This is a genomic window from Francisella frigiditurris, from assembly GCF_001880225.1.
In the GTDB taxonomy this organism is placed as follows: Bacteria; Pseudomonadota; Gammaproteobacteria; order Francisellales; family Francisellaceae; genus Francisella; species Francisella frigiditurris.
On the sequence record NZ_CP009654.1, the window covers coordinates 518,726 to 538,607 of the forward strand.

Genomic DNA, 19,882 nt, shown 5'->3' on the forward strand with positions numbered 1-19,882 from the left:
CACATGAGTAATGTGTTAGTATTAAACTGTGGTAGTTCTTCAGTTAAATTTGCCCTTATAAATCCTTTGAAAAATCAGACAGCTTTTAGTGGGTTGGCTGAAAATATTTCTCAAAAAAATTGTAAAGTTAGCTTTAAAGCAAATAAAAAAATTGAGATTGCTATAGAAAATGGTAAATATGAGGATGTTTTTTCACAAATAAAAGCTTATATGCAAGATAATGGTTATTTAAGTACTGTTTCGGCTGTTGGACATAGAGTTGTACATGGTGGGCAATATTTTGATAGTTCTGTGTTAATTACGGAAAATGTTATTGAAAAAATTAAGAAATGTATTACTCTAGCACCTTTACACAATCCAGCAAATGTGGATGGTATAGAATATTGTGAGAGAATTTTTCCAAAACTACCTCAAGTTGCTGTATTTGATACAGCATTTCATCAAACTATAGAGAAATATGTTGCAGAGTATGCAATTCCCAGAGAATTAACTGATAAGTATCATATAAGAAAGTATGGTTTTCATGGTACTTCACATAACTATGTTTCTAAACAAGCAGCAAAGCTTTTAAATAAAGAGAGAGGAAATTTTATAGTTGCTCATCTAGGTAATGGATGTAGCTTATCTGCTATTGTTGATGGGAAAAGTGTAGATACTAGTATGGGGTTTACCCCTCTAGATGGTCTTATAATGGGAACTCGTTCGGGTTCAATAGATGCTGGAATATTTAGTTTTTTAGCAAAAAATCTTGGCTGGAATGTTGAGAAAATTTCTAGTGTTTTAAATAAAGAAAGTGGTTTGTTAGGTATATGTGGTCATAATGATATGAGAGAAATTCGTGAGTTAGCGGCAAAGGGGCATACTGATGCTAGCCTTGCTATTAAAATGTTCTCTCAAAGAGTAGCCAAGTTTGTCGCAAGTTATATGATTTATTTTGATACTTTAGATGCATTAGTCTTTACAGGCGGTATAGGTGAAAACGCTAATACAATTAGAAAGAACATAGTTGATAAACTATCAAATATTGGATTTGAGATAGATTCTGCTAAAAATGATGCTAAAGATCAAATTTATATAAATAGTGATAGAAGTCATAAAATAATGGTTGTGCCAACTAATGAGGAGTTGATGATAGCAAAAGATACATTGCAATTAGTTTAACAGTTTAGTTCTTAAAAAATCTGGAATCTTAATAATATGAATACACCAATTTTTATTTTACCATCATCTAAATTCACAGGCTTAAGAATGTTGGCAAGCAGTATTGCTTATGCACTTCAACAAAAAGGTCTAAAGATAAAAACCTTTCACCCTGTTTTTGATATGGATATGACCATTGAAGAGATAGAGAAATATTTATTAAATGATAGAGTTAAAGATTATGTTGAATTGGTTTTACAAAAATTTTATGAGAAAGCTCAAGGTTATGATTTTGCAATAGTGTGTGGGTTATTTAGACAAACTGACTACACACATAAGCTATATTCCTTAAATGGTAGTTTATTTGAGTTAAATAGAGAGCTGATTAAGGCATTATCAGCAAAAGTAATAATTTCATCTTATCATGGCAACAAGACCTTACAAGATATTAACGATGAAATGGAATATAAATATAGAACTTTACCTAAAAAAATAGAAGTGCTAGGAGCTATTATAACTAAGGTAAATGCTCCTTATGATGAGGATGGACATATCGGTTTTAGTTTGACTGATGAAGAAACTAGAGAATCAAGCGGGACAGTAAGAATAAGTCCTGAAGAGGTAAGTAGGCTATCAATATTTTCAAAACCAGATGGGATAAGATTTCTTGGTTGTGTTGATTGGTCAAAAGAGAAGACTTATCCTAGGATATTGGATATCAAAAACAGATTAAAGTTAGAGCTTATTACAGATGTAACTTTAGACACAAGAGTTCATAGAGTGACTATGTGTTCTCGAAATATAGAGAATTTTATAGAAGATTTGGAACCAAATACAATGGTCATAACTTCTGCTGATAGATCTGATATATTGATGGCAGTTTGTTTAGCTGCTCATAAAGGTATGAAAATAGCTGGGATAGTTTTAACTGTAGGAAAGCGACTTAATGATGATGTTAAAAGGCTATGCTTAGAAATTGCTGAGAAGAGTGGATTAGCTATACTTACTACAGAAAATAGAAGTACTAGTACTATTGTTAAAATAACAGAATTAGATTTCATGGGTATTCCTAAAGATGATTTTGAAAGAATCCAAAGAGTTAAAGATTCGATAATAGCCAGTGTTAATATTAAAGAGATATTAAAAGAAATAACGAAAGATTCTATAGCAAAAAATAGAATCATGTCACCGCCAGCATTTAGGTATCATTTGTTGAAAATGGCACAAAAAGCTAAGAAAAGAATAGTATTGCCAGAAAGTTATGAGCCTAGAACTTTGCAGGCAGTTAAAAACTGTTATGAACAAGGTATAGCTGATTGCGTGCTTATTGGAGATAAAACTAAAATTAATGAGGTTGCTCATTTAAATGGTTTTTCTTTGCCGGAAGGTATAACAGTAATAGAAATAGATGAAGCTTCAGAAAAAAGATATTTAAAAACGCTACTAGATTTAAGAAAACATAAGGGACTATCTGAAAATATTGCTAAAGATGCGATAAAAAATCCAATAATTTTAGCAACAATTATGCTTTACCTTGGAGAGGTTGATGGTCTTGTTTCTGGTGCGGAACATACAACTGCAGATGTTTTAAGACCTGCGTTGCAATTAGTTAAAACAAGACCAGGAATTTCGCTGGTTTCATCTGTGTTCTTTATGTGTATGCCAGAAGAGGTTATTGTTTTTGCAGATTGTGCTGTAAACCAAGACCCTACAGCAGAGCAGCTTGTTGAAATTGCCATACAAAGTGCAGAATCTGCTCAAAAGTTTAGTATTGAGCCACGAATAGCGATGATAAGCTATAGTACAGGAACATCTGGTTCTGGAGAGCAGGTGGAAAAAGTTCGCAAGGCAACTGAAATGCTGAAAAATAGACAGCCAGAGTTACTAGTTGATGGGCCTTTGCAATATGATGCTGCAATGATAGAGAGTGTAGCTAAGAAAAAAGCTCCAGGTAGTCCTGTGGCAGGTAAAGCAACAGTTTTAATATTTCCTGATTTAAATACTGGAAATACTGTTTATAAAGCCGTTCAAAGAAGTGCGAATGTTTTAAGTATCGGACCAGTTCTTCAAGGTATAAATAAGCCAGTAAATGATCTATCTAGAGGCGCAACTGTAGATGATATTACATATACAATAGCTATAACAGCTATTCAGGCAATATAAATTAGAGAAAAATTTATTTAAGAGACTTTTAACCAAGAAACTTGGATGAATATGAAGAAAGCTGTATAGATGCCAACAAAAATGAAAGGCATGTATATTTCAAGTACTCTGATAGGCTTAAATGAACCCTTTTGACCAGCTATATATTCTTCAGTTAACCATGCTTTTGATGGTAATCTTCTTTCTATAGAAGGGACAATAGTGTTTTTTATTTGCACATGATGTCTAAAGAATCTTACAATTTTCCACCATGCATAACAGAAAACTATACCAGCGAAGAAAGGTATAGCGATTAAAGTTGGAGATGGAGGGTTATTAATATTTATATTATTGCTTACAGCAAGAGCAACGATTCCAACAATGAAAAGGTTCGTCACTAGGAAGAATAAATTGATAACGATTCTTCTAAAGCTAGTTCTGTCAGCAGACTCGACATACATTCTATATTGCTCTATAAGTAGAGTATTATACTGCTCATTCGACAAGTTGGTTTCATCATCATGGCTCCAAAGCTTATCTTGAATATCTTTATGATCTATTTCTTTTGATTTCTTCATTTTTTTCCTTTTACAAAAATCTCGGGAATTTGTTACACACTCATATGCTATTACATTTTTATATTTTTATCAATTTTATTCTATTGAAAGGCTAGCGTATTTGTATGTTTTTTATGATATCTATTATCTTTGAAGGTTTAGTATTTAAGGTTTTATTTGTCTCTAATATTTTTATATTCGGAAAAGCGCTATCTATCATAGATGTGGTAGATAAGCTTTCATTACCAGATAAATTTGCACTTGTTGAAATTATAGCTTGACTTAGATTAGATGTTATTTTTTCTATGGTTTCATTATTTGTGAGCCTAACAGCAATAGTATCTTTTCCCCCTGTTAGCCACGTTTCAGTATTTTTAGCTGGGACTATCCAAGTAGTAGGCTCTAAAGTTTCAGAGAATATTTTGTCAAGCTGTGCTTTTGATAATATTTCAAGTTTAATGAAATTTGCTAAATGTTTTGGGTTTGATGATATGATTATAAGACCTTTGCTTGGTTCTCTTCTTTTTAGAGAAAGAATGGATTTGATTGCTGATTCATTTATTAAGCAACTAAAACCATAAATAGTATCTGTTGGAATAGCTACTATTTTATTTTCTTTCAAATCTTTTATTATTTCATCTATTTTAGATGTAAGCACAATATAACTTTATTTTTATATATAAATTATTGATATTTTACTTTATTTTTAAGAATAAAAAAGCCCAAAAACCTTTTGATTTATGGGCTATGATGAATAAACAAATTTAATAAATAAAGAGATTATTTTTTACTTAACTGCTCTTTAATTAGATCTCCAAGAGTTGTAGGAGTCATTTGCTCAACTTTGTAGTTAGACTTAGCTTTAGCAACATCACCTTCTTCTATTGCTTTTATAGATAAAGCAATACTTCTCTTTTTAGGATCTATGTTTACTATGCGAGTTTCAATTTCTTGACCTTCGTTTAGCTCATCTCTAGCATCTTTAGTGTGATTAACTGAAATTTCAGATATTCTAATAAATCCATCAATATTATTAGTCTCATCAAGTAAAACGACCGCGCCATTTTCTTGGACTTTGATGATTTTACCTTTAACTAAAGATCCTTTAGGATTAGTTTCTGCAAATTGTCTGAAAGGATCTTCAGATAATTGCTTCATGCTAAGAGCTATTCTTTCTAGGTCAGTATTAACAGAAACAAGCACAGCTTCAACATCATCACCTTTTTTAAGTTCTTTAATTGCTTTTGCAGGATTATCCCAAGCAACATCAGATATGTGAACTAGACCATCAATTCCACCATCAAGACCGATAAATACACCAAATTCAGTAATAGATCTGATTTTGCCATGAACTTTATCACCAACTTGGAAGTTCTTCTCAAATTCATTCCAAGGGTTTGGTCTACATTGTTTTATACCTAAAGATATTCTATGGTTGTCTGCATCTAGTTCAAGAACTATAACTTCAAGCTCTTGACCAATGCTTACAGCTTTATGAGGATTAACGTTCTTATTCGTCCAATCCATTTCAGATGTATGAACTAAGCCTTCAATTCCTTCTTTAAGTTTTACGAAACATCCATAATCAGTGATGTTAGTAACTGTACCCATTAATTTAGTGCCAACAGGTAATTCTCTAGCAATATTCAACCAAGGATCTTCACCTAACTGTTTTATGCCTAGAGATATTCTTTGCTTCTCTTTGTCGAACTTAATTACTTTAACATCAATTTCTTCACCAATAGAAAGAACATCTGTTGGATGGCTAATTCTGCTCCAAGAAATATCTGTGATATGTAATAAACCATCTACACCACCAAGATCAACGAAAGCACCGAAGTCAGTAATGTTTTTAACAATACCTTTAACAACACTTCCTTCAGAGATTTTTTCAAGAAGAGCATCTTTATCACCTGAGTTATTTTCTTCAATAACAGCTTTTCTTGATACTACTATGTTGTTTCTCTTAGTATCTATTTTAACTACTTTAAGTTCGATATCTTTATCTTCTAGATGAGCAACATCTTTAATTGGTCTTACATCAACTAAAGATCCTGGTAAGAAAGCTCTTAAACCTTGTACTTCCATAGTATAACCACCTCTAACATGATTAGTGATTCTACCAAGTACAGTTTGGTTGTTTTCAAAAGCTTGTTCAATATTTTGCCAAAGCTCAATTTTCTTAGCTTTGTCTCTAGAAAGTCTAGTTTCACCATGACTATTATCTAAAGCATCTAAAACAACATTGATTTTATCGCCAACAGAAACTTCTAATTCTCCGTCGTTATTTTTTAATGAATCAGTAGGGATGAAAGATTCTGATTTCAATCCAGCATCAATCATAGTGAAATCTTTATCTATGCTAACAACAGTAGCTTCGATTATTTTACCTACTCTCATTTCTGTTTGTTTTAGAGACTGTTCAAATAGTTCTTTGAAATTTTCTGACATATATGTGTTTCCATTTTCCAGTGTGGTTGGTTAAACAATAATCTGACACTATCCACTGGTTATTAAAAAAATAGTGGCAGACAAAATTGTAGTCTTTAATATTAACTTATGATATGGTGAGACTTCAAGTAAAAAATTATTTAGTTATATATTTTTGATGCTTTTTAATGAATCTGATATTTTTTTTATGAGAGAGGCTTATAGTCAATCACTATTGGCTAAAGAAAAAAACGAAATTCCAATAGGTGCGGTTTTGGTGAGGGATGGAGAGATAATTGGGAAAGCTCATAATTGTACTATAACTAATAATGATCCATCGGCACATGCTGAGGTGCTCGCGATAAGAATGGGAGCTGCTAGGTTAAATAATCATCGTTTAAATGATACTAAATTGTATGTAACATTAGAGCCGTGTATAATGTGTTTGGGTGTTTTGATTCAAGCTAGAGTGAATGAATTAGTTTTTGCGACACCTGATAGTAGAGTTGGAGTTTTTTCTCGCAAAAGATACTATGAAGATAAGGATCTGAATCATAATTTAAGTATTAGATCAGGATTGATGAAGAAAGAATGTGAAGTGCTTTTAAAAGATTTTTTTTTGGAAAGAAGAAATAAATAATTGTATGAAAAAAGAAAAGATAGTTGTTTTATATGGTGGAGATTCTCCTGAGAGAGAAGTTTCTTTAGAGTCAGGAAAAGCTGTTTTAGCTGCATTACAGCAAGAAGGCTTCGATGTTCAGGGAGTTGACGCCTTTTCTAAGGAGCTTGTTGAAGAGATTTTAAGAATTTCTCCAGATGTATGTTATATAGCTTTGCATGGTGAAGATGGTGAGAATGGACGCATTCAAGCATTGCTCGAGATTTTGAAAATTAAGCATACAGCATCTGATACTCGTGCTAGTGTGATTACTATGGATAAGATGCTAAGTAAAGAGATATGGGAGAGAAATGGTCTCCTTACTCCTAAGGCAAGGCTTCTCACAGAGAGCTTAAAAGAATCTGGGGAGCTTAATTTTCCAGTTGTGATAAAGCCTACTAGTACTGGATCGAGTATTGGGATTACGAAAGTAAATCTTGAGATGGAGCTTGAGTTGGCTTATAAAGAAGCTGCTCAATATGGCGAGGTCATGATAGAAGAGTGGATCACTGGGAAAGAGATGACTGTAGCCGTTCTGAATGATGAAGTTTTTTCATCTGTTTGGATAGAGCCTAAAAATGAGTTTTATGATTATGAATCAAAATATGGTGGTCAGTCCATATATCATAGTCCAAGTGGATTGCCTGATGATAAAGAATTAGAAATAAGAGAATTGGCGAAAAGAGCATATGATGTTCTGGGCTGTAAGGGGCATGCAAGAGTTGATTTTATTTATTCAGATAATAAGTTTTATTTGATAGAGATAAATACTTCCCCAGGCATGACAGAACATAGTTTATCTCCAAAATCAGCTAAAGCTTTGGGCTATAGTTTTAATGATTTAGTTAAAAAAGTTGTAGAACAGGCTAAATGATAAAGATTGTAAAAAGATTTGTTTTATTTTTGATTTGTGTAGCCATTCTGTTGATCATCTTGTTTTTTGCTACAAGGATAGATGAGAATATATCTAAAGTTGATGTTGTATCAAATGATCAGCTTTTTTATATATCTAAACAAGATTTAATAGATAAAATTTTAGAGTCAAGCAACAAGGGGTGGCTTGATTTCAATGCTGAGTCTTTGGAGTATTATATTTCTGACTTTCAAGGAACGGATTATACTTTGGTGAAGAAAATATGGCCATCAACGTTAGTTGTTTATATTTATGAAAGAGAGCCTATTGCATATTGGGGCGAAAAAAAAGTTCTTTTAGATGATATGACTATTATTTCTCCAACTGTCTTTAATTATGATAAATATCTACCTCGCATCAATGGTCCAGATAAGAATAAAGATTATATATACGGCGAATATTTAGATCTGGAAAGAATTGCTCAGAAAAACAATGTTGAGATAATTGATATGGATTATGAGGGGAATTTGTTTTCAGTGAAGCTGTCGGATGGTTTTTATGTAAAGCTTGGTTCAAAAGATCTTATTAAAAGATTTGAGAAATTTTTCAAATTTTATGAGCAAGTTAAAAATTATGAGAGTGTAAAATATTTTGATATGCGATATGATAATGGCTTTGTTGTGAAATATTAGATATTATTTTATTATGTAAAGCAATTGGTTTTTTTTAGCTAAACCTTTATAATTGTATACTAGATTATATTAACTTTGCCATTAATGGTTAGGATAGTGGGTATTGTATGGCTTTTGAAAGTGGTAATTTCTGTGCGCTTGATTTAGGTTCTTCAAAAATTACAGTTGCTATTGGTCAATTGGTTGAACAAGGAACGATAAAAATACTTGGCGTAAGTCAGAAGAGATCAAAAGGTGTTAAACAAGGCGCTATTATAAATCTAGAAATGGCAATGGAAGCTATAAATGCAGCTTTAGATGAGGCTAGAGATATAGCAGGAGTTGATATTAATAGAGTAACTTTAGGTGTAAGTGCACCCAATGTTGCTGGTTTTAATTCTTATGGGTTAGCTGCTGTTGAGGGTGGCGAAGTTTCTATGACAGATTTAGCAATGGCAATTAAAACAGCAAAAGCTGTTCCTATGTCAGCTGATACCGAAATGTTGCATGTTTTGCAGAGAGACTATGTTGTTGATGGACAGCCTGGAGTTACAGAGCCAATAGGAATGTTTGCTGTAAGGTTAGAGTCCAATGTGCATATAATCGTTGTGTCATCAAGATTATTGCAGAACATAAGAAAAAGCATTGTGGGATGTGGCTTTGAAATTTCTGATATTGTTGCTGAACACTTATCTAGTAGTAGTTCTGTGCTTACATCAGATGAAAAAGATATGGGTGTTTGTTTAGTTAATATAGGAGCAGACTCAACAAGTGTTACTGTTTTTTCTGAAGGAAGTATTTGTTTTACTGATACACTGAAAGTTGGTGGAAATAGTATTTCTTCAGATATTTCTAAAGTTTTTAGGCTTCCTGTTGATGCTGCTGAGAGCCTTAAGTTACAGTATGGATATGCTACAAGCAAGCATTTGAAAAATCCGGATGAAAAAATAGATATTCCTAATGCTCTAGGTAATGCAAAAAAGAGAATATCTGTGCAAGATCTCTCTCTAGTAATTGAAGCAAGAATGGAAGAAGTTTTTGAGATGCTTTATTCTAAATTAGATGAGAATAGATTATTAGAAACATTGTCTTCTGGGATTGTTTTTACAGGAGGAGGATCAAAATTAAAAGGTTTGGCTAGATTGGGTGAGGAAATGTTTAGGCTTCCAGTAAGAGTTGGAGGTCCTATTGATGTGTTAGGGGCTAATGAAGTGGTTCATAATCCTTCTTACTCAACTGTTGTGGGACTTTTAAAATACGCAGCGATAAATAGTGTAGATTCCCCATCATCTGTAAGTAGCAGTAAAGAAGTTGATGTATCAGAAGATGAGAGTAAAGTTGATAAAAAAGGTTTAGTATCTTCTGTTAAAGGTTGGTTTTCCAATAATTTTTAAGAATTAATTTATAAAGGTAATAAAAGGAGATTGAAGAATGTTTGATTTTAATGACTCAATGGTGTCGAATGCTGTTATAAAAGTTGTTGGCGTTGGTGGCGGTGGCGGTAACGCTGTGCAGCACATGTGTGAAGAGGTTGAGGGTGTTGAATTTTATGTAATGAACACTGATGGTCAAGCATTATCTAGATCTAAAGTGGAAAATGTTCTACAAATTGGTACTAATCTTACAAAAGGCCTTGGAGCTGGTGCAAATCCTGAAATAGGTAAGAGAGCTGCTACAGAAGATAGAAGTAAAATTGAGCAACTTTTAAGTGGTGCTGATATGGTATTTATTACCGCTGGTATGGGAGGCGGTACTGGTACTGGTGGAGCTCCAATCGTTGCAGAGGTTGCTAGAGAAATGGGTATTCTTACTATAGCTGTTGTTACAAAGCCTTTCCCATTTGAAGGACCAAGAAGAATGAAAGCAGCAGATTTTGGTATAGAGGAATTAACTAAACATGTTGATTCAATAATAACTGTTCCAAATGAAAAATTATTAAGTGTACTTGGTAAAGGAGCTAGCCTTTTAGATGCATTCAAAGCAACTAATGATGTATTAGGAAATGCTGTTAAAGGGGTTTCTGAGCTTATAACGAAGCCTGGTTTAATAAACGTCGACTTCGCGGATGTTAGAGCTGTGATGACTAATATGGGTATAGCAATGATGGGTATGGGAGAAGCTTCTGGTGAAAATAGGGCTAGAGAAGCTGCTGAGGCTGCTATATCAAGTCCATTACTTGAAGATGTTAATTTAGATGGTGCTAAAGGAGTAATTGTTAATATTACTGCTGGCATGGATATGTCTATCGGTGAGTTTGAAGAAGTTGGTGAGGTGATTAGATCATTTATCTCTGATGATGCTATAGTTATAGCTGGTACAGTTATTGATCCTGAAGTTACTGAGACTATGAAAGTCACTGTAGTTGTTACTGGTATAGAAAAAGTAGCTTCTAAGAAAGGTTTTGGTTTAGAAAAAAGTTCTTCAGCGAGAGAATCTTCTAGTCCATCTGCTCCATCTTTCTTAAGAAAAGAAACGGAAGTTGCTTCAAACAACTCACAAGAGTCGGCTAAAGAAACTAGTCAAGCAGATATTCCAAGCTTCTTAAGAAGAAGATAATTTCTTTTTCAGGAAAAAGGGGATAATATGCATCAAAAAACAATTTCAAAGCCTTTTAAGGTTACTGGTATAGGTTTACATTCTGGTGTTGATGTATCTATGACAGTCCTTCCAGCAAATGTTGATCATGGAATAGTCTTTCGTAGAATAGACTTAAGTCCTAATGTTGATATAAAAGTTGGCATTTCTAATATAAAAGAAGCTATTATGTGTACTTTGCTTACTAAAGATGGAAATGAGAAACTTTCTGTATCAACTATTGAGCATCTGATGTCTGCTTTTGCTATGTATGAAATTGATAATGTCTTAATTGAGGTCAATGCTCCTGAACTTCCAGTTATGGATGGTAGTTCTTATGAATTTACTCAACTTTTAAATAAGGCTGGAGTTGTTGAGCAAGATAGTAAAAGAAAGGGCATTAAAATTTTAAAACCTGTAAAAGTTGAACATGAAGGAAAGTTTGCAGAGGTTTTACCAAGTGATACTCTTAAATATGAATTCAAAATTAAGTGGGATCATCCTGTAATAGCTGCAACTAAGGATCATATTGTGTTTGAGCATAATTTAGATGCTTATATAGAGATGGTTTCAAAAGCTAGAACATTTGGATTTTATGAGCAGCTTGCATATTTGCATCAAAATAACTTGGCTAAAGGAGCATCATTAGATAATGCTGTTGGTATTACTAATGAGGGTGTGTTGAATGAAGGAGGCCTTCGTTATGAAGATGAATTCGTGAGACATAAGCTTTTAGATGCTATTGGTGACTTTTATGTTGGCGGTTACATCTTAGGACACTTTAATTGCTATAAATCAGGACATACGTTAAATAATAGACTTCTACATGCTGTTTTTGCTGATAAAAGCGCGTGGGAATATATTAGTTAGTTAATACAATATTTTGATCTTGAATTTCTAAATCCAAAGTTTCTTTAATTATTTTTACATTTGTATCATTAAATACTTTATTTACTGCATTTTCCCTCTTTATTTCAGAGGGTGTTTTTTTTGCATTCTTAGAGTTTTGAGAATGGTTATCCATTATGATTTTTATATTTTCATTTTCTGAGTGAGTTCTAATAGATTCTTGTAACTTCTCTAAACTGTTTGGATTAAGCTCAAGAATTTTTTTAGCATCTTCATTTAGACTTATTCTTATTTCTTCTTTATCTAAGCTTATTAGATGTGTATTAAATGCAAAAGTTTTTGTAAAGCCTTTTAGCTTAATTTTATTTAAAATAGAAAACCACTTTTGATCATTATTTATATCTGAATGATTTTCATCATTTTGCTCAGAAGTTTTCTGTTGTTTTGGAGAGTTAACTTTTTCAGAGGGTGGATTTATTTGTTGTTGAATATTCGGCTCAACTATTGTTTTTTTTAGAATATTGGTAGTTTCACTCTCAGTTAAGTTTTTTTTTTGAAAAGCTATAAGGCGGAGTAAAGCCATTGTTACACCAGTTTCAAAATTTGGTGCTAAATGAATATCTTCTTTAGAGGAAATTGTTAATTGATATAATAAATGAACTTCTTCAACAGATATTTTACCTAAGATGTCTTTAATAACTTCTAGACTTACATCATTGGTTGTATCTAAGCTATTTGTAAAGTGATAAAGACAGCAGCTAAACCAGATTTCAGAGATTCTATCTAAAATAGCTTCTGCATTACTTTCTGTTAGTGATAAGTTTTTGATAGCGGGTAATATGCCTTGAGGGTCATTATTTATTATTGAATAAATAATGCTATATATCTCTTCATTGTCGACAATGCCTAGCATCTCTCTGACTTTAGCTTGATGAAGAGTTCCATTACAGAAGCTAATTGCTTGATCTAGAATACTTAATGCGTCTCTTAAGCTACCTTTTGCATGGTATGCGATATATTCTAGAGATTGTTCATCTGAATCAATACTTTCTTTTTGAAGTATTTCTTTAAGTTGAGCTTTAATATCTTCTTGTGAGATATGTTTAAGATGTAGCTGTATACATCGAGAAAGTATAGTTACTGGTATCTTGTGATAATCAGTCGTAGCAAGAATAAATTTGACATATTCAGGAGGTTCTTCTAAAGTTTTTAGCAAGGCATTAAAACTTTGTTTAGATAACATATGCACCTCGTCTATTAGGTAGACCTTATATCTACCTTGAGAGGGCATGTATTGGATATTATCTAGAATTTCTTTGGTTTCTTCAACACCTGTTCTAGATGCAGCATCAATTTCAATAAGATCTATAAAAGTCCCATTGTTTATGGCTGTACAACTTTCACAAACATTGCATGGGTCTGCAGTTACGCCAGATTGGCAATTTAGACATTTAGCTAATAGTCTACCTAATGTTGTTTTTCCAACACCTCTTGTGCCAGTAAAGAGATATGCATGATGTACTTTTTGTGTTTCTAAAGCATGGACTAAGCTGTTTAGAGCATGTTGTTGACCACAGACTTCTGCAAATGATTTAGGTCTATATTTTCTCGCTAAAGCTTGGTATGACATATTGGCGTGTGAAAATTAAAAATAATAAAAAACTTATTAACAATGATAGCAAAGATATTCTAAAAGAATAAGAGTAAAAATTTATTCAGTAGTAAAAATGGAGCCACATTTGTTGCACATCCATGAATTTAGCCAGTTACTATATAATGGAGGAAAAATCTCGCTATTATATTTAAAGTTTTTATAACCTAGAAATCCTCCGCTAGCTATCAGTAATAAGCCTATAAGGATAACGCCAATGGTACCATTAAAGCATATTATGCCAGCAATAATCATAATGATGGGCCAGCCAAAAGATTTTTTAATAGGAGGAGCAGCTTTTTTTGCTGCTGATGACATTGAAACTCCTTTGGTAGTTGTTTTAGCACCAAATAGTCCTCCTATAGGATTAAAAAGACTTGTCCCAGCAGTCTTGCTTTTAGTGTGTATGTGTTGAGTGCCATCTTCATATATAACTTCTAATCTTTGAGTATTCTCTGAATTACAACTTGTACAGTTCATTTATTTGCTCCTTTTCATGCATTTTACTATCCGTCAAAACTTTCTGTAAACCTGGTTGTTGAGTAATATTTTTGCCGTTTATCTTAATTTCGCATTAATCAACAATGAGTGTTTTTATCTTATCTTTCTTATTATTATTTTTTAGCGACACAATTAACTTTTCTTACCATGTCATCAGATTCACAACTATAGTTCGTATTGTTTACTTTAGCTTTCCATGAGACAGTTGTTGCGCCTCTATCAATATCACTAACTGCTACATCATTGCTTAGTACTCCACCAATATTGTTTGCAGTTGCTTGTTTTAATCCTGTTTCTGAACTAGCACAGCTGGCTAATATTAAGCTAGATCCAATCATAGAGCCTAAAATAAAAGTTTTTGATATTTTCATTATATATTCCTTTTTTGCTGTAAAATGTTTGACATCTTCGTAAATTAATATACCCCCCCCCCTATCTAACTAAGTCAAGATAAAATCTGAATTAATGTAAATTGATTGTGATTTTTTATACAAAAATATAAAATCTAGAAACAAATTTTTATAAAAAATATGCAAATGGAAACTATAAACTATAAATCTCAATTAAAAGATCTAATGGCTCGTATTGAATCTTTACGAGGTTATCTTTGACTATGATGCAAAGAAAGAAAAACTAACAGAAGTTTTAATGGAGCTCGAAGATGGCTCTATATGGGATGATCCTGAGTATGCTCAAAATCTTGGAAAGCAGAAAGTTGAACTAGAAAATATCGTTATAAACTGTGAGCAAATTACAGGAAGTCTGGAAACTTTATCTGAACTTTTAGAGTTGGCTGAAGAAGATGAAAGTTTCTTAGAAGAAGTCATAAAAGATATTAAGCAAGTTACAGCGGATATTGAAAAGCTAGAGTTTAGAAGAATGTTTTCTGGTGAAATGGATGCTAATAATGCATATTTAGATATTCAGTCGGGCTCTGGTGGTACAGAGGCACAAGACTGGGCGCAGATGATGATGAGAATGTATATGCGTTGGGCAGATGGTCATGGCTTTAAAGTAACAGTTGATGATGTTTCTGATGGAGATGTTGCAGGTATCAAAGGTTGTACTTTAAAGATTGAGGGAGAATATGCTTATGGTTGGCTTAGAACAGAGACAGGAATCCATAGGCTAGTTAGAAAGTCTCCTTTCGATTCTAATAACAAAAGGCATACATCATTTGCATCAGTATTTATTTCTCCAGAGGTAGATGATGATATTGATATAGAGATTAATCCAGCTGATTTAAGGATTGATACTTATAGAGCATCTGGAGCAGGTGGGCAACATGTTAACCGTACAGATTCTGCTGTTAGGATTACACATATTCCAACAAACGTGGTGGTACAATGTCAAGCAGATAGGTCTCAACATAAAAACAAAGATCAGGCAATGAAACAGTTAAAATCTAAATTGTATGAGCTTGAGTTGCAAAAAAGGAATGCGGAGAAAAATGCTTTAGAACAGTCAAAATCTGACATAGGCTGGGGAAGTCAGATTCGTTCTTATGTTTTAGATCAGTCTCGTATTAAGGATTTAAGAACAGGAGTTGAAAATACAAATACACAAGCAGTGCTTGATGGTGATTTGGATAGATTTATAGAAGCAAGTTTAAAAAGTGGTTTATAAGGTGTATTGAATGAGTAGTAAACTAAAAGATTTAATTAAAACATCAATAAAAGAATATTTAGAGGCTAATGATATAGTCATAAAAGATGCTGTAAGAGGTAAAGTAAGAGAGCAGGTTGAAAAAACTTTGGCTGAAAAAGATTTGCATGAGCATAGTTTAGATATTCATGAGAGAGTGCCTGAATTTGTAAGAAAGCATATAGAAGAGATGCAAGAGAATTCACAAATAGCTTTAAGAAAAGAAAAATTGCAAACACTAGCTGGACAGAACAATGGTATAAGCCATCCAAATAAGTTTAAAAGGGATGTGGTTGCAGCGTGTCTACAAGCTCGATATGCAGAGAAAACAAAGCAAGAGCTAGAGGATGCTGAAGATAAAAAAACTTATAAAGTATCTGGGAGAGTTGTTTTAAGAAGAGTGATGGGGAAAGCTTCGTTCTTCACGCTTCAGGATATGTCTGGAAGAGTGCAGATATATCTGAAAAAAGATGACTTACCGGAAGGGCAGTATGATACTTTTAAGAACTTATGTGACTTGGGTGATATAGTAGCGGTTTCAGGAAAGGTATTTAAAACGAATACTGGTGAGCTTTCTGTTCATGCAGATCATTTTGAAATACTAACAAAAGCTATAAGACCACTACCAGACAAGTTCCATGGACTTGCGGATCAAGAAATGAGATATCGTCAAAGATATGTTGATCTTATTACTAATGAGAAATCACGCGAAGTTTTTAAAGTTCGTTCAAAAGTGGTTAGCTTTATCCGTAGATATTTTGATGATCATAAGTTTATGGAAGTTGAAACACCAATGATGCACGTTTTACAAGGTGGTGCAGCTGCGAAGCCTTTCAAAACACATCATAATGCTTTAGATATGCCATTATATTTGAGAATAGCTCCGGAGCTTTATTTAAAAAGACTAGTTGTTGGTGGTTTTGAAAGAGTGTATGAAATAAATCGTAATTTTAGAAATGAAGGTGTTTCATCTCGTCATAATCCTGAATTTACAATGCTTGAGTTTTATATGGCTTATGCTGACTATAATGACTTAATGGATTTGACAGAAGATATGCTGCCTAAGCTGGTGCAAGAAATAGCTGGAACTACAGAACTTGAGTATGGGAAGTTTAAAGTAAACTTCGCAGCACCATATGAAAGAATTTCTATGGTTAACTCTATAGTTAAGCATAATGGAGATATTTCAAAAGATGATTTAGCAAGTTTTGATAAAACAAAAGCTATTGCTGAAAGGTTAGATATTAAGGTTGAACCATTTCATGAATTAGGTCATTTAATTAATGAGATATTTGAAGAAACTGTTGAGGCTAAGTTAATTCAACCTACATTTATTACAGACTATCCAGCTGTTGTTTCACCATTGGCGAGAAGGAGTGATGGTAATCCAGAATTTACAGATAGATTTGAATTCTTTATTGGTGCACGTGAAATTGCTAATGGCTTCTCTGAGCTTAATGATGCAGAAGATCAAGCAACCAGATTTAGAAAACAAGTAGAGGCAGCAGCCTTTGGTGATGACGAAGCTATGCCATATGATAAAGATTATATAAGAGCTTTAGAATATGGGATGCCTCCAACAGCTGGTCAAGGTATAGGTATTGATAGGCTAGTGATGTATCTGACAAATTCTCAATCTATAAGAGATGTAATTTTATTCCCTCATATGAAGCCGGAATAGATATTTTTTTATAAAAAATACCTCAGATAATATTTGTTCTTAATTTATAAGTATAAAAAGCTTATTCCTCTTATTCTGTTAAAAAATGTAGCTGCTGAATAAAGCTATTGCTATAAATTGGCAGCTCATCTTACAATAAATAGTGACAATATTGTCTATGAGTTAAATAGGAGAAAATAAATATGAAAAAGAAAATTTTAGGTATTGCAACAGTGACTTTACTTTTACCAGCTATTTCAAATGCTACAGAAGCTTTCACTACGAAAGTTGATAGTGGTAATATAAGTATTGGAACGGTGGAAAAAGTTACAGATGGCTGTAAAGTAATTAGTAATGATGGTAAAACTGTCAAAACAAGCTGTGACGCAGGTTTATTTTCAAATAATATATCTTTCCCATTAAAAGATAGTAAAAATCAAAATGTGGCATTTTTAAGTTATTCTAATCCTGTTTTTGGATCAGCTAAAGTTGAATTAAGAGATCCTAAAGACTCTGGAGTGATTTCTTCTTGTGATGCATCCGGAGAGTGTAAAGTAGAGTCAGCTATAGATACTAATTCATCAGCAGGATATTATTTAGTTTCTCAAGGAACTCCTGCGAATAATGTGGTATTAATTAAGAATATTAAAGATAAATAATCTTCTTATTTTGCCTGGTGTTAATCTTCATCATAACTAGGTTTATGAGACTTACCTTCTATATAAGATGTGATAGCTATTAATAGGGCTGATAATACAAAAACAATATGAATTATTGTGCCCCATAAAAGTTCTCTATCTGTCGTTTGAGATATTTCTAAAAACTTTTTTAATAAAGATATTGATGAGATAGCAATTATCGATCCTGCGATCTTTATTTTAACAGCATTTGGAGATAGTTTTTTAATCCATAAGGGTTGACCATTTTGTTTTCTCATGTTTATTTTAGAAACAAAATTTTCATATCCACTAATTATTACTATAACTACTAAGTTCGCCACTAAAACAGCATCACATAAAGTTAAAGTTAGAATTATTAACTTTTCTCCATTAAATGAAGATAAAGACATGAATAGATGTTTTAATTCATTAAATATCTCATAGATAAAAGCTATAAGAATGAAAGATAATAGTATATAAATAGGTGCTTGTAACCAACGTATGCCAAATATAAATTTTTCAAGAGCTATTGCTAATTTGCTATTCATTTTTAATCCATAAGGAATTTCTTGCTATCTCAAGCAAAGATATACAACTAAGTAAATAAAAGCAATAAGAGGATTGAGTTATAAAGGGTTATCTATGTCTATTTTTTCGGCTTTGTAGCCATAGCAGAAATATTTATTTTCAATAGAGACTTCATACTCACAAGAAAGTAGTCTAAGAGTTTCTTGATCATCTAGCCTCATAGCATGAGCAGATGATAGTAGATGGTTTAAAATAACAAGAGTTAACTTTCCATAAACACTATTTCCTGAAACATCTAATAAAGGATTATACGAGCAACTTGCTCCTCTAAATGGATCTATGTTAATAATGAATCCACCAACACCACTTTTACATGACAAGGCTCTTGTTCCAGAAGCTAATAATGATAGCGCGCCTGTATTTTCATATAAACCAAAAGAGTTCATAACATTAATAGCACGAACAACATTATTTTGGCTTATAAGTCTTTTTCCATTCTTTACACCACCGCTAGCAAAAACAAGAGCTGCTTGAAGTAATTCAGAGACATTTAGTCCAATAGAGCAAGCTTTAGTATAGTTATCTAGAGCCTTGATGCCACGAGTTGCGGATTTAAATCTGCCAGTATCTACTAGGCGATACATCATTGCACGATTATTATAATTAGTAGAGCTTTCAGAAAGATAAATATCTTCTATTATATTTAAATCTGGAGAGCCGGTTAGTTCTCTCATGAACCCTAAAAAATCATTGAAGTTTTCTATAGCTCCAGCAGAAGAAATTGCCCCAGCATTATTTAAAGGGTGACCAGGTCTAGTTATTCCAGAATTTGGTTGCAATACTTTATCTATATTAAATTGCAAAGAAGTAGCTTCAATAGAAGAAATCTCATCAGGAGGAGTCCCTTTTTCTAAAGCATAAGCATACAGAAATGGTTTCACAACAGATTGGATACTAGCTTTAAAGGTTGGGGCGTTCCCTGCAGTTAAAATATTACCGTGCAAATCTCCAACTGCAAGAGCTGTATTTTTTATATCATATTTTAAAAGCTCAGGTATATAGCTTGCAGGTTTTCCATAATTAGTTTTTGATCTGGCCCACTTATCTACACCAATTAGAACTTCTTGTGTAATACCAATAGCTTCAAGCGTTGGCGCTTCATTTCTGTCTTCAGTATTATCATCAGTGAATCTCAAAATTTCTTTAAGCAACATAATAGAAAGAATCTTTTTTATCAAAAGGATTTTATTATATCCCATAAATAATGAATTGATAATGATTTAGTCTAAATGTTTCACGGTTTTTATAAAAAATATGTGGGCTGGGAGCAATTAACTATTTAAGAACATACAACAGTTAATTATA

19 protein-coding genes are annotated in these 19,882 nt (G+C 32.7%); 11 read left to right on the forward strand and 8 right to left on the reverse strand.

The features are described 5' to 3' along the window. Positions 1 to 3 precede the first annotated feature (3 nt). Together KX01_RS02665 and pta are read left to right on the forward strand one after the other, a co-directional pair. Positions 4 to 1,161, forward strand: a complete 1,158-nt coding sequence (locus KX01_RS02665) for an acetate/propionate family kinase (protein WP_071663520.1) — start codon at positions 4 to 6, stop codon at positions 1,159 to 1,161. 168 nt (positions 1,162 to 1,329) lie between these two features. Then, the gene (gene pta, locus KX01_RS02670; RefSeq protein ID WP_408606611.1) at positions 1,330 to 3,303 is read left to right on the forward strand and encodes a phosphate acetyltransferase; all 1,974 of its coding nucleotides are present in this window, start codon (positions 1,330 to 1,332) and stop codon (positions 3,301 to 3,303) included. Positions 3,304 to 3,320: 17 nt separating this feature from the next. Here pta and KX01_RS02675 read toward each other — a convergent pair whose 3' ends face one another. From KX01_RS02675 to rpsA, 3 genes are all read right to left on the reverse strand, one after another. Further along, positions 3,321 to 3,860 carry an intracellular proliferation membrane protein RipA gene (locus KX01_RS02675; RefSeq protein WP_071663522.1) on the reverse strand — a complete coding sequence of 180 codons (540 nt, stop codon included), beginning with the start codon at positions 3,858 to 3,860 and terminating at the stop codon, positions 3,321 to 3,323. 91 nt (positions 3,861 to 3,951) lie between these two features. Beyond that, positions 3,952 to 4,497 (reverse strand): L-threonylcarbamoyladenylate synthase, encoded by a 546-nt coding sequence (locus tag KX01_RS02680; RefSeq protein ID WP_071663523.1) that lies wholly within the window; start codon positions 4,495 to 4,497, stop codon positions 3,952 to 3,954. 122 nt (positions 4,498 to 4,619) lie between these two features. Then, positions 4,620 to 6,290 carry a 30S ribosomal protein S1 gene (gene rpsA / locus KX01_RS02685; RefSeq protein WP_071663524.1) on the reverse strand — a complete coding sequence of 557 codons (1,671 nt, stop codon included), beginning with the start codon at positions 6,288 to 6,290 and terminating at the stop codon, positions 4,620 to 4,622. 154 nt (positions 6,291 to 6,444) lie between these two features. On the opposite strand from rpsA, the gene KX01_RS02690 reads away from it, so the two are divergent. From KX01_RS02690 to lpxC, 6 genes are all read left to right on the forward strand, one after another. Further along, positions 6,445 to 6,909 (forward strand): nucleoside deaminase, encoded by a 465-nt coding sequence (locus KX01_RS02690; protein ID WP_156860364.1) that lies wholly within the window; start codon positions 6,445 to 6,447, stop codon positions 6,907 to 6,909. Positions 6,910 to 6,913: 4 nt separating this feature from the next. After that, entirely contained in the window at positions 6,914 to 7,801 is an 888-nt protein-coding gene (locus KX01_RS02695) for a D-alanine--D-alanine ligase (RefSeq protein WP_071663526.1), read from the forward strand. After that, positions 7,798 to 8,472: a cell division protein FtsQ/DivIB gene (locus KX01_RS02700; protein ID WP_071663527.1), complete on the forward strand. Its 675-nt coding sequence runs from the start codon at positions 7,798 to 7,800 to the stop codon at positions 8,470 to 8,472. The genes KX01_RS02695 and KX01_RS02700 overlap by 4 nt, the downstream gene beginning before the upstream one ends. 107 nt (positions 8,473 to 8,579) lie before the next feature. Further along, positions 8,580 to 9,845, forward strand: a complete 1,266-nt coding sequence (gene ftsA, locus KX01_RS02705) for a cell division protein FtsA (RefSeq protein WP_071663528.1) — start codon at positions 8,580 to 8,582, stop codon at positions 9,843 to 9,845. Between the two features lie 37 nt (positions 9,846 to 9,882). Further along, entirely contained in the window at positions 9,883 to 11,007 is a 1,125-nt protein-coding gene (gene ftsZ / locus KX01_RS02710; protein ID WP_071663529.1) for a cell division protein FtsZ, read from the forward strand. A gap of 27 nt (positions 11,008 to 11,034) precedes the next feature. Beyond that, positions 11,035 to 11,895: a UDP-3-O-acyl-N-acetylglucosamine deacetylase gene (gene lpxC, locus KX01_RS02715; protein WP_071663530.1), complete on the forward strand. Its 861-nt coding sequence runs from the start codon at positions 11,035 to 11,037 to the stop codon at positions 11,893 to 11,895. Here lpxC and dnaX read toward each other — a convergent pair. The 3 genes from dnaX to KX01_RS02730 all read right to left on the reverse strand — a co-directional run bounded on the left by dnaX (position 11,888) and on the right by KX01_RS02730 (position 14,397). After that, positions 11,888 to 13,504, reverse strand: coding sequence for a DNA polymerase III subunit gamma/tau (dnaX, locus tag KX01_RS02720; protein ID WP_071663531.1), 1,617 nt, complete (start codon positions 13,502 to 13,504; stop codon positions 11,888 to 11,890). The two genes, lpxC and dnaX, sit on opposite strands and share 8 nt — an antisense overlap. 81 nt (positions 13,505 to 13,585) lie before the next feature. Beyond that, entirely contained in the window at positions 13,586 to 14,005 is a 420-nt protein-coding gene (locus KX01_RS02725; RefSeq protein WP_071663532.1) for a hypothetical protein, read from the reverse strand. A gap of 134 nt (positions 14,006 to 14,139) precedes the next feature. Beyond that, positions 14,140 to 14,397 (reverse strand): hypothetical protein, encoded by a 258-nt coding sequence (locus KX01_RS02730; protein WP_071663533.1) that lies wholly within the window; start codon positions 14,395 to 14,397, stop codon positions 14,140 to 14,142. A 165-nt stretch (positions 14,398 to 14,562) separates the two neighbouring features. Here KX01_RS02730 and prfB point away from each other — a divergent pair. The 3 genes from prfB to KX01_RS02745 all read left to right on the forward strand — a co-directional run bounded on the left by prfB (position 14,563) and on the right by KX01_RS02745 (position 17,989). Beyond that, a protein-coding gene (gene prfB, locus KX01_RS02735; protein ID WP_156860365.1) for a peptide chain release factor 2 occupies positions 14,563 to 15,652 on the forward strand; the annotation gives its coding sequence in 2 pieces (ribosomal slippage) (positions 14,563 to 14,634 and positions 14,636 to 15,652; 1,089 coding nt in all). Between the two features lie 208 nt (positions 15,653 to 15,860). After that, positions 15,861 to 17,351, forward strand: coding sequence for a lysine--tRNA ligase (gene lysS, locus KX01_RS02740; protein ID WP_408606612.1), 1,491 nt, complete (start codon positions 15,861 to 15,863; stop codon positions 17,349 to 17,351). A gap of 182 nt (positions 17,352 to 17,533) precedes the next feature. Continuing rightward, positions 17,534 to 17,989 carry a hypothetical protein gene (locus tag KX01_RS02745; protein WP_071663535.1) on the forward strand — a complete coding sequence of 152 codons (456 nt, stop codon included), beginning with the start codon at positions 17,534 to 17,536 and terminating at the stop codon, positions 17,987 to 17,989. 20 nt (positions 17,990 to 18,009) lie between these two features. On the opposite strand, the gene KX01_RS02750 is transcribed toward KX01_RS02745, so the two are convergent. Together KX01_RS02750 and KX01_RS02755 are read right to left on the reverse strand one after the other, a co-directional pair. Continuing rightward, positions 18,010 to 18,537, reverse strand: coding sequence for a TIGR00645 family protein (locus KX01_RS02750; protein ID WP_071663536.1), 528 nt, complete (start codon positions 18,535 to 18,537; stop codon positions 18,010 to 18,012). Positions 18,538 to 18,615: 78 nt separating this feature from the next. Continuing rightward, the gene (locus KX01_RS02755; protein ID WP_071663537.1) at positions 18,616 to 19,731 is read right to left on the reverse strand and encodes a glutaminase; all 1,116 of its coding nucleotides are present in this window, start codon (positions 19,729 to 19,731) and stop codon (positions 18,616 to 18,618) included. Between the last annotated feature and the right edge of the window lie 151 nt (positions 19,732 to 19,882).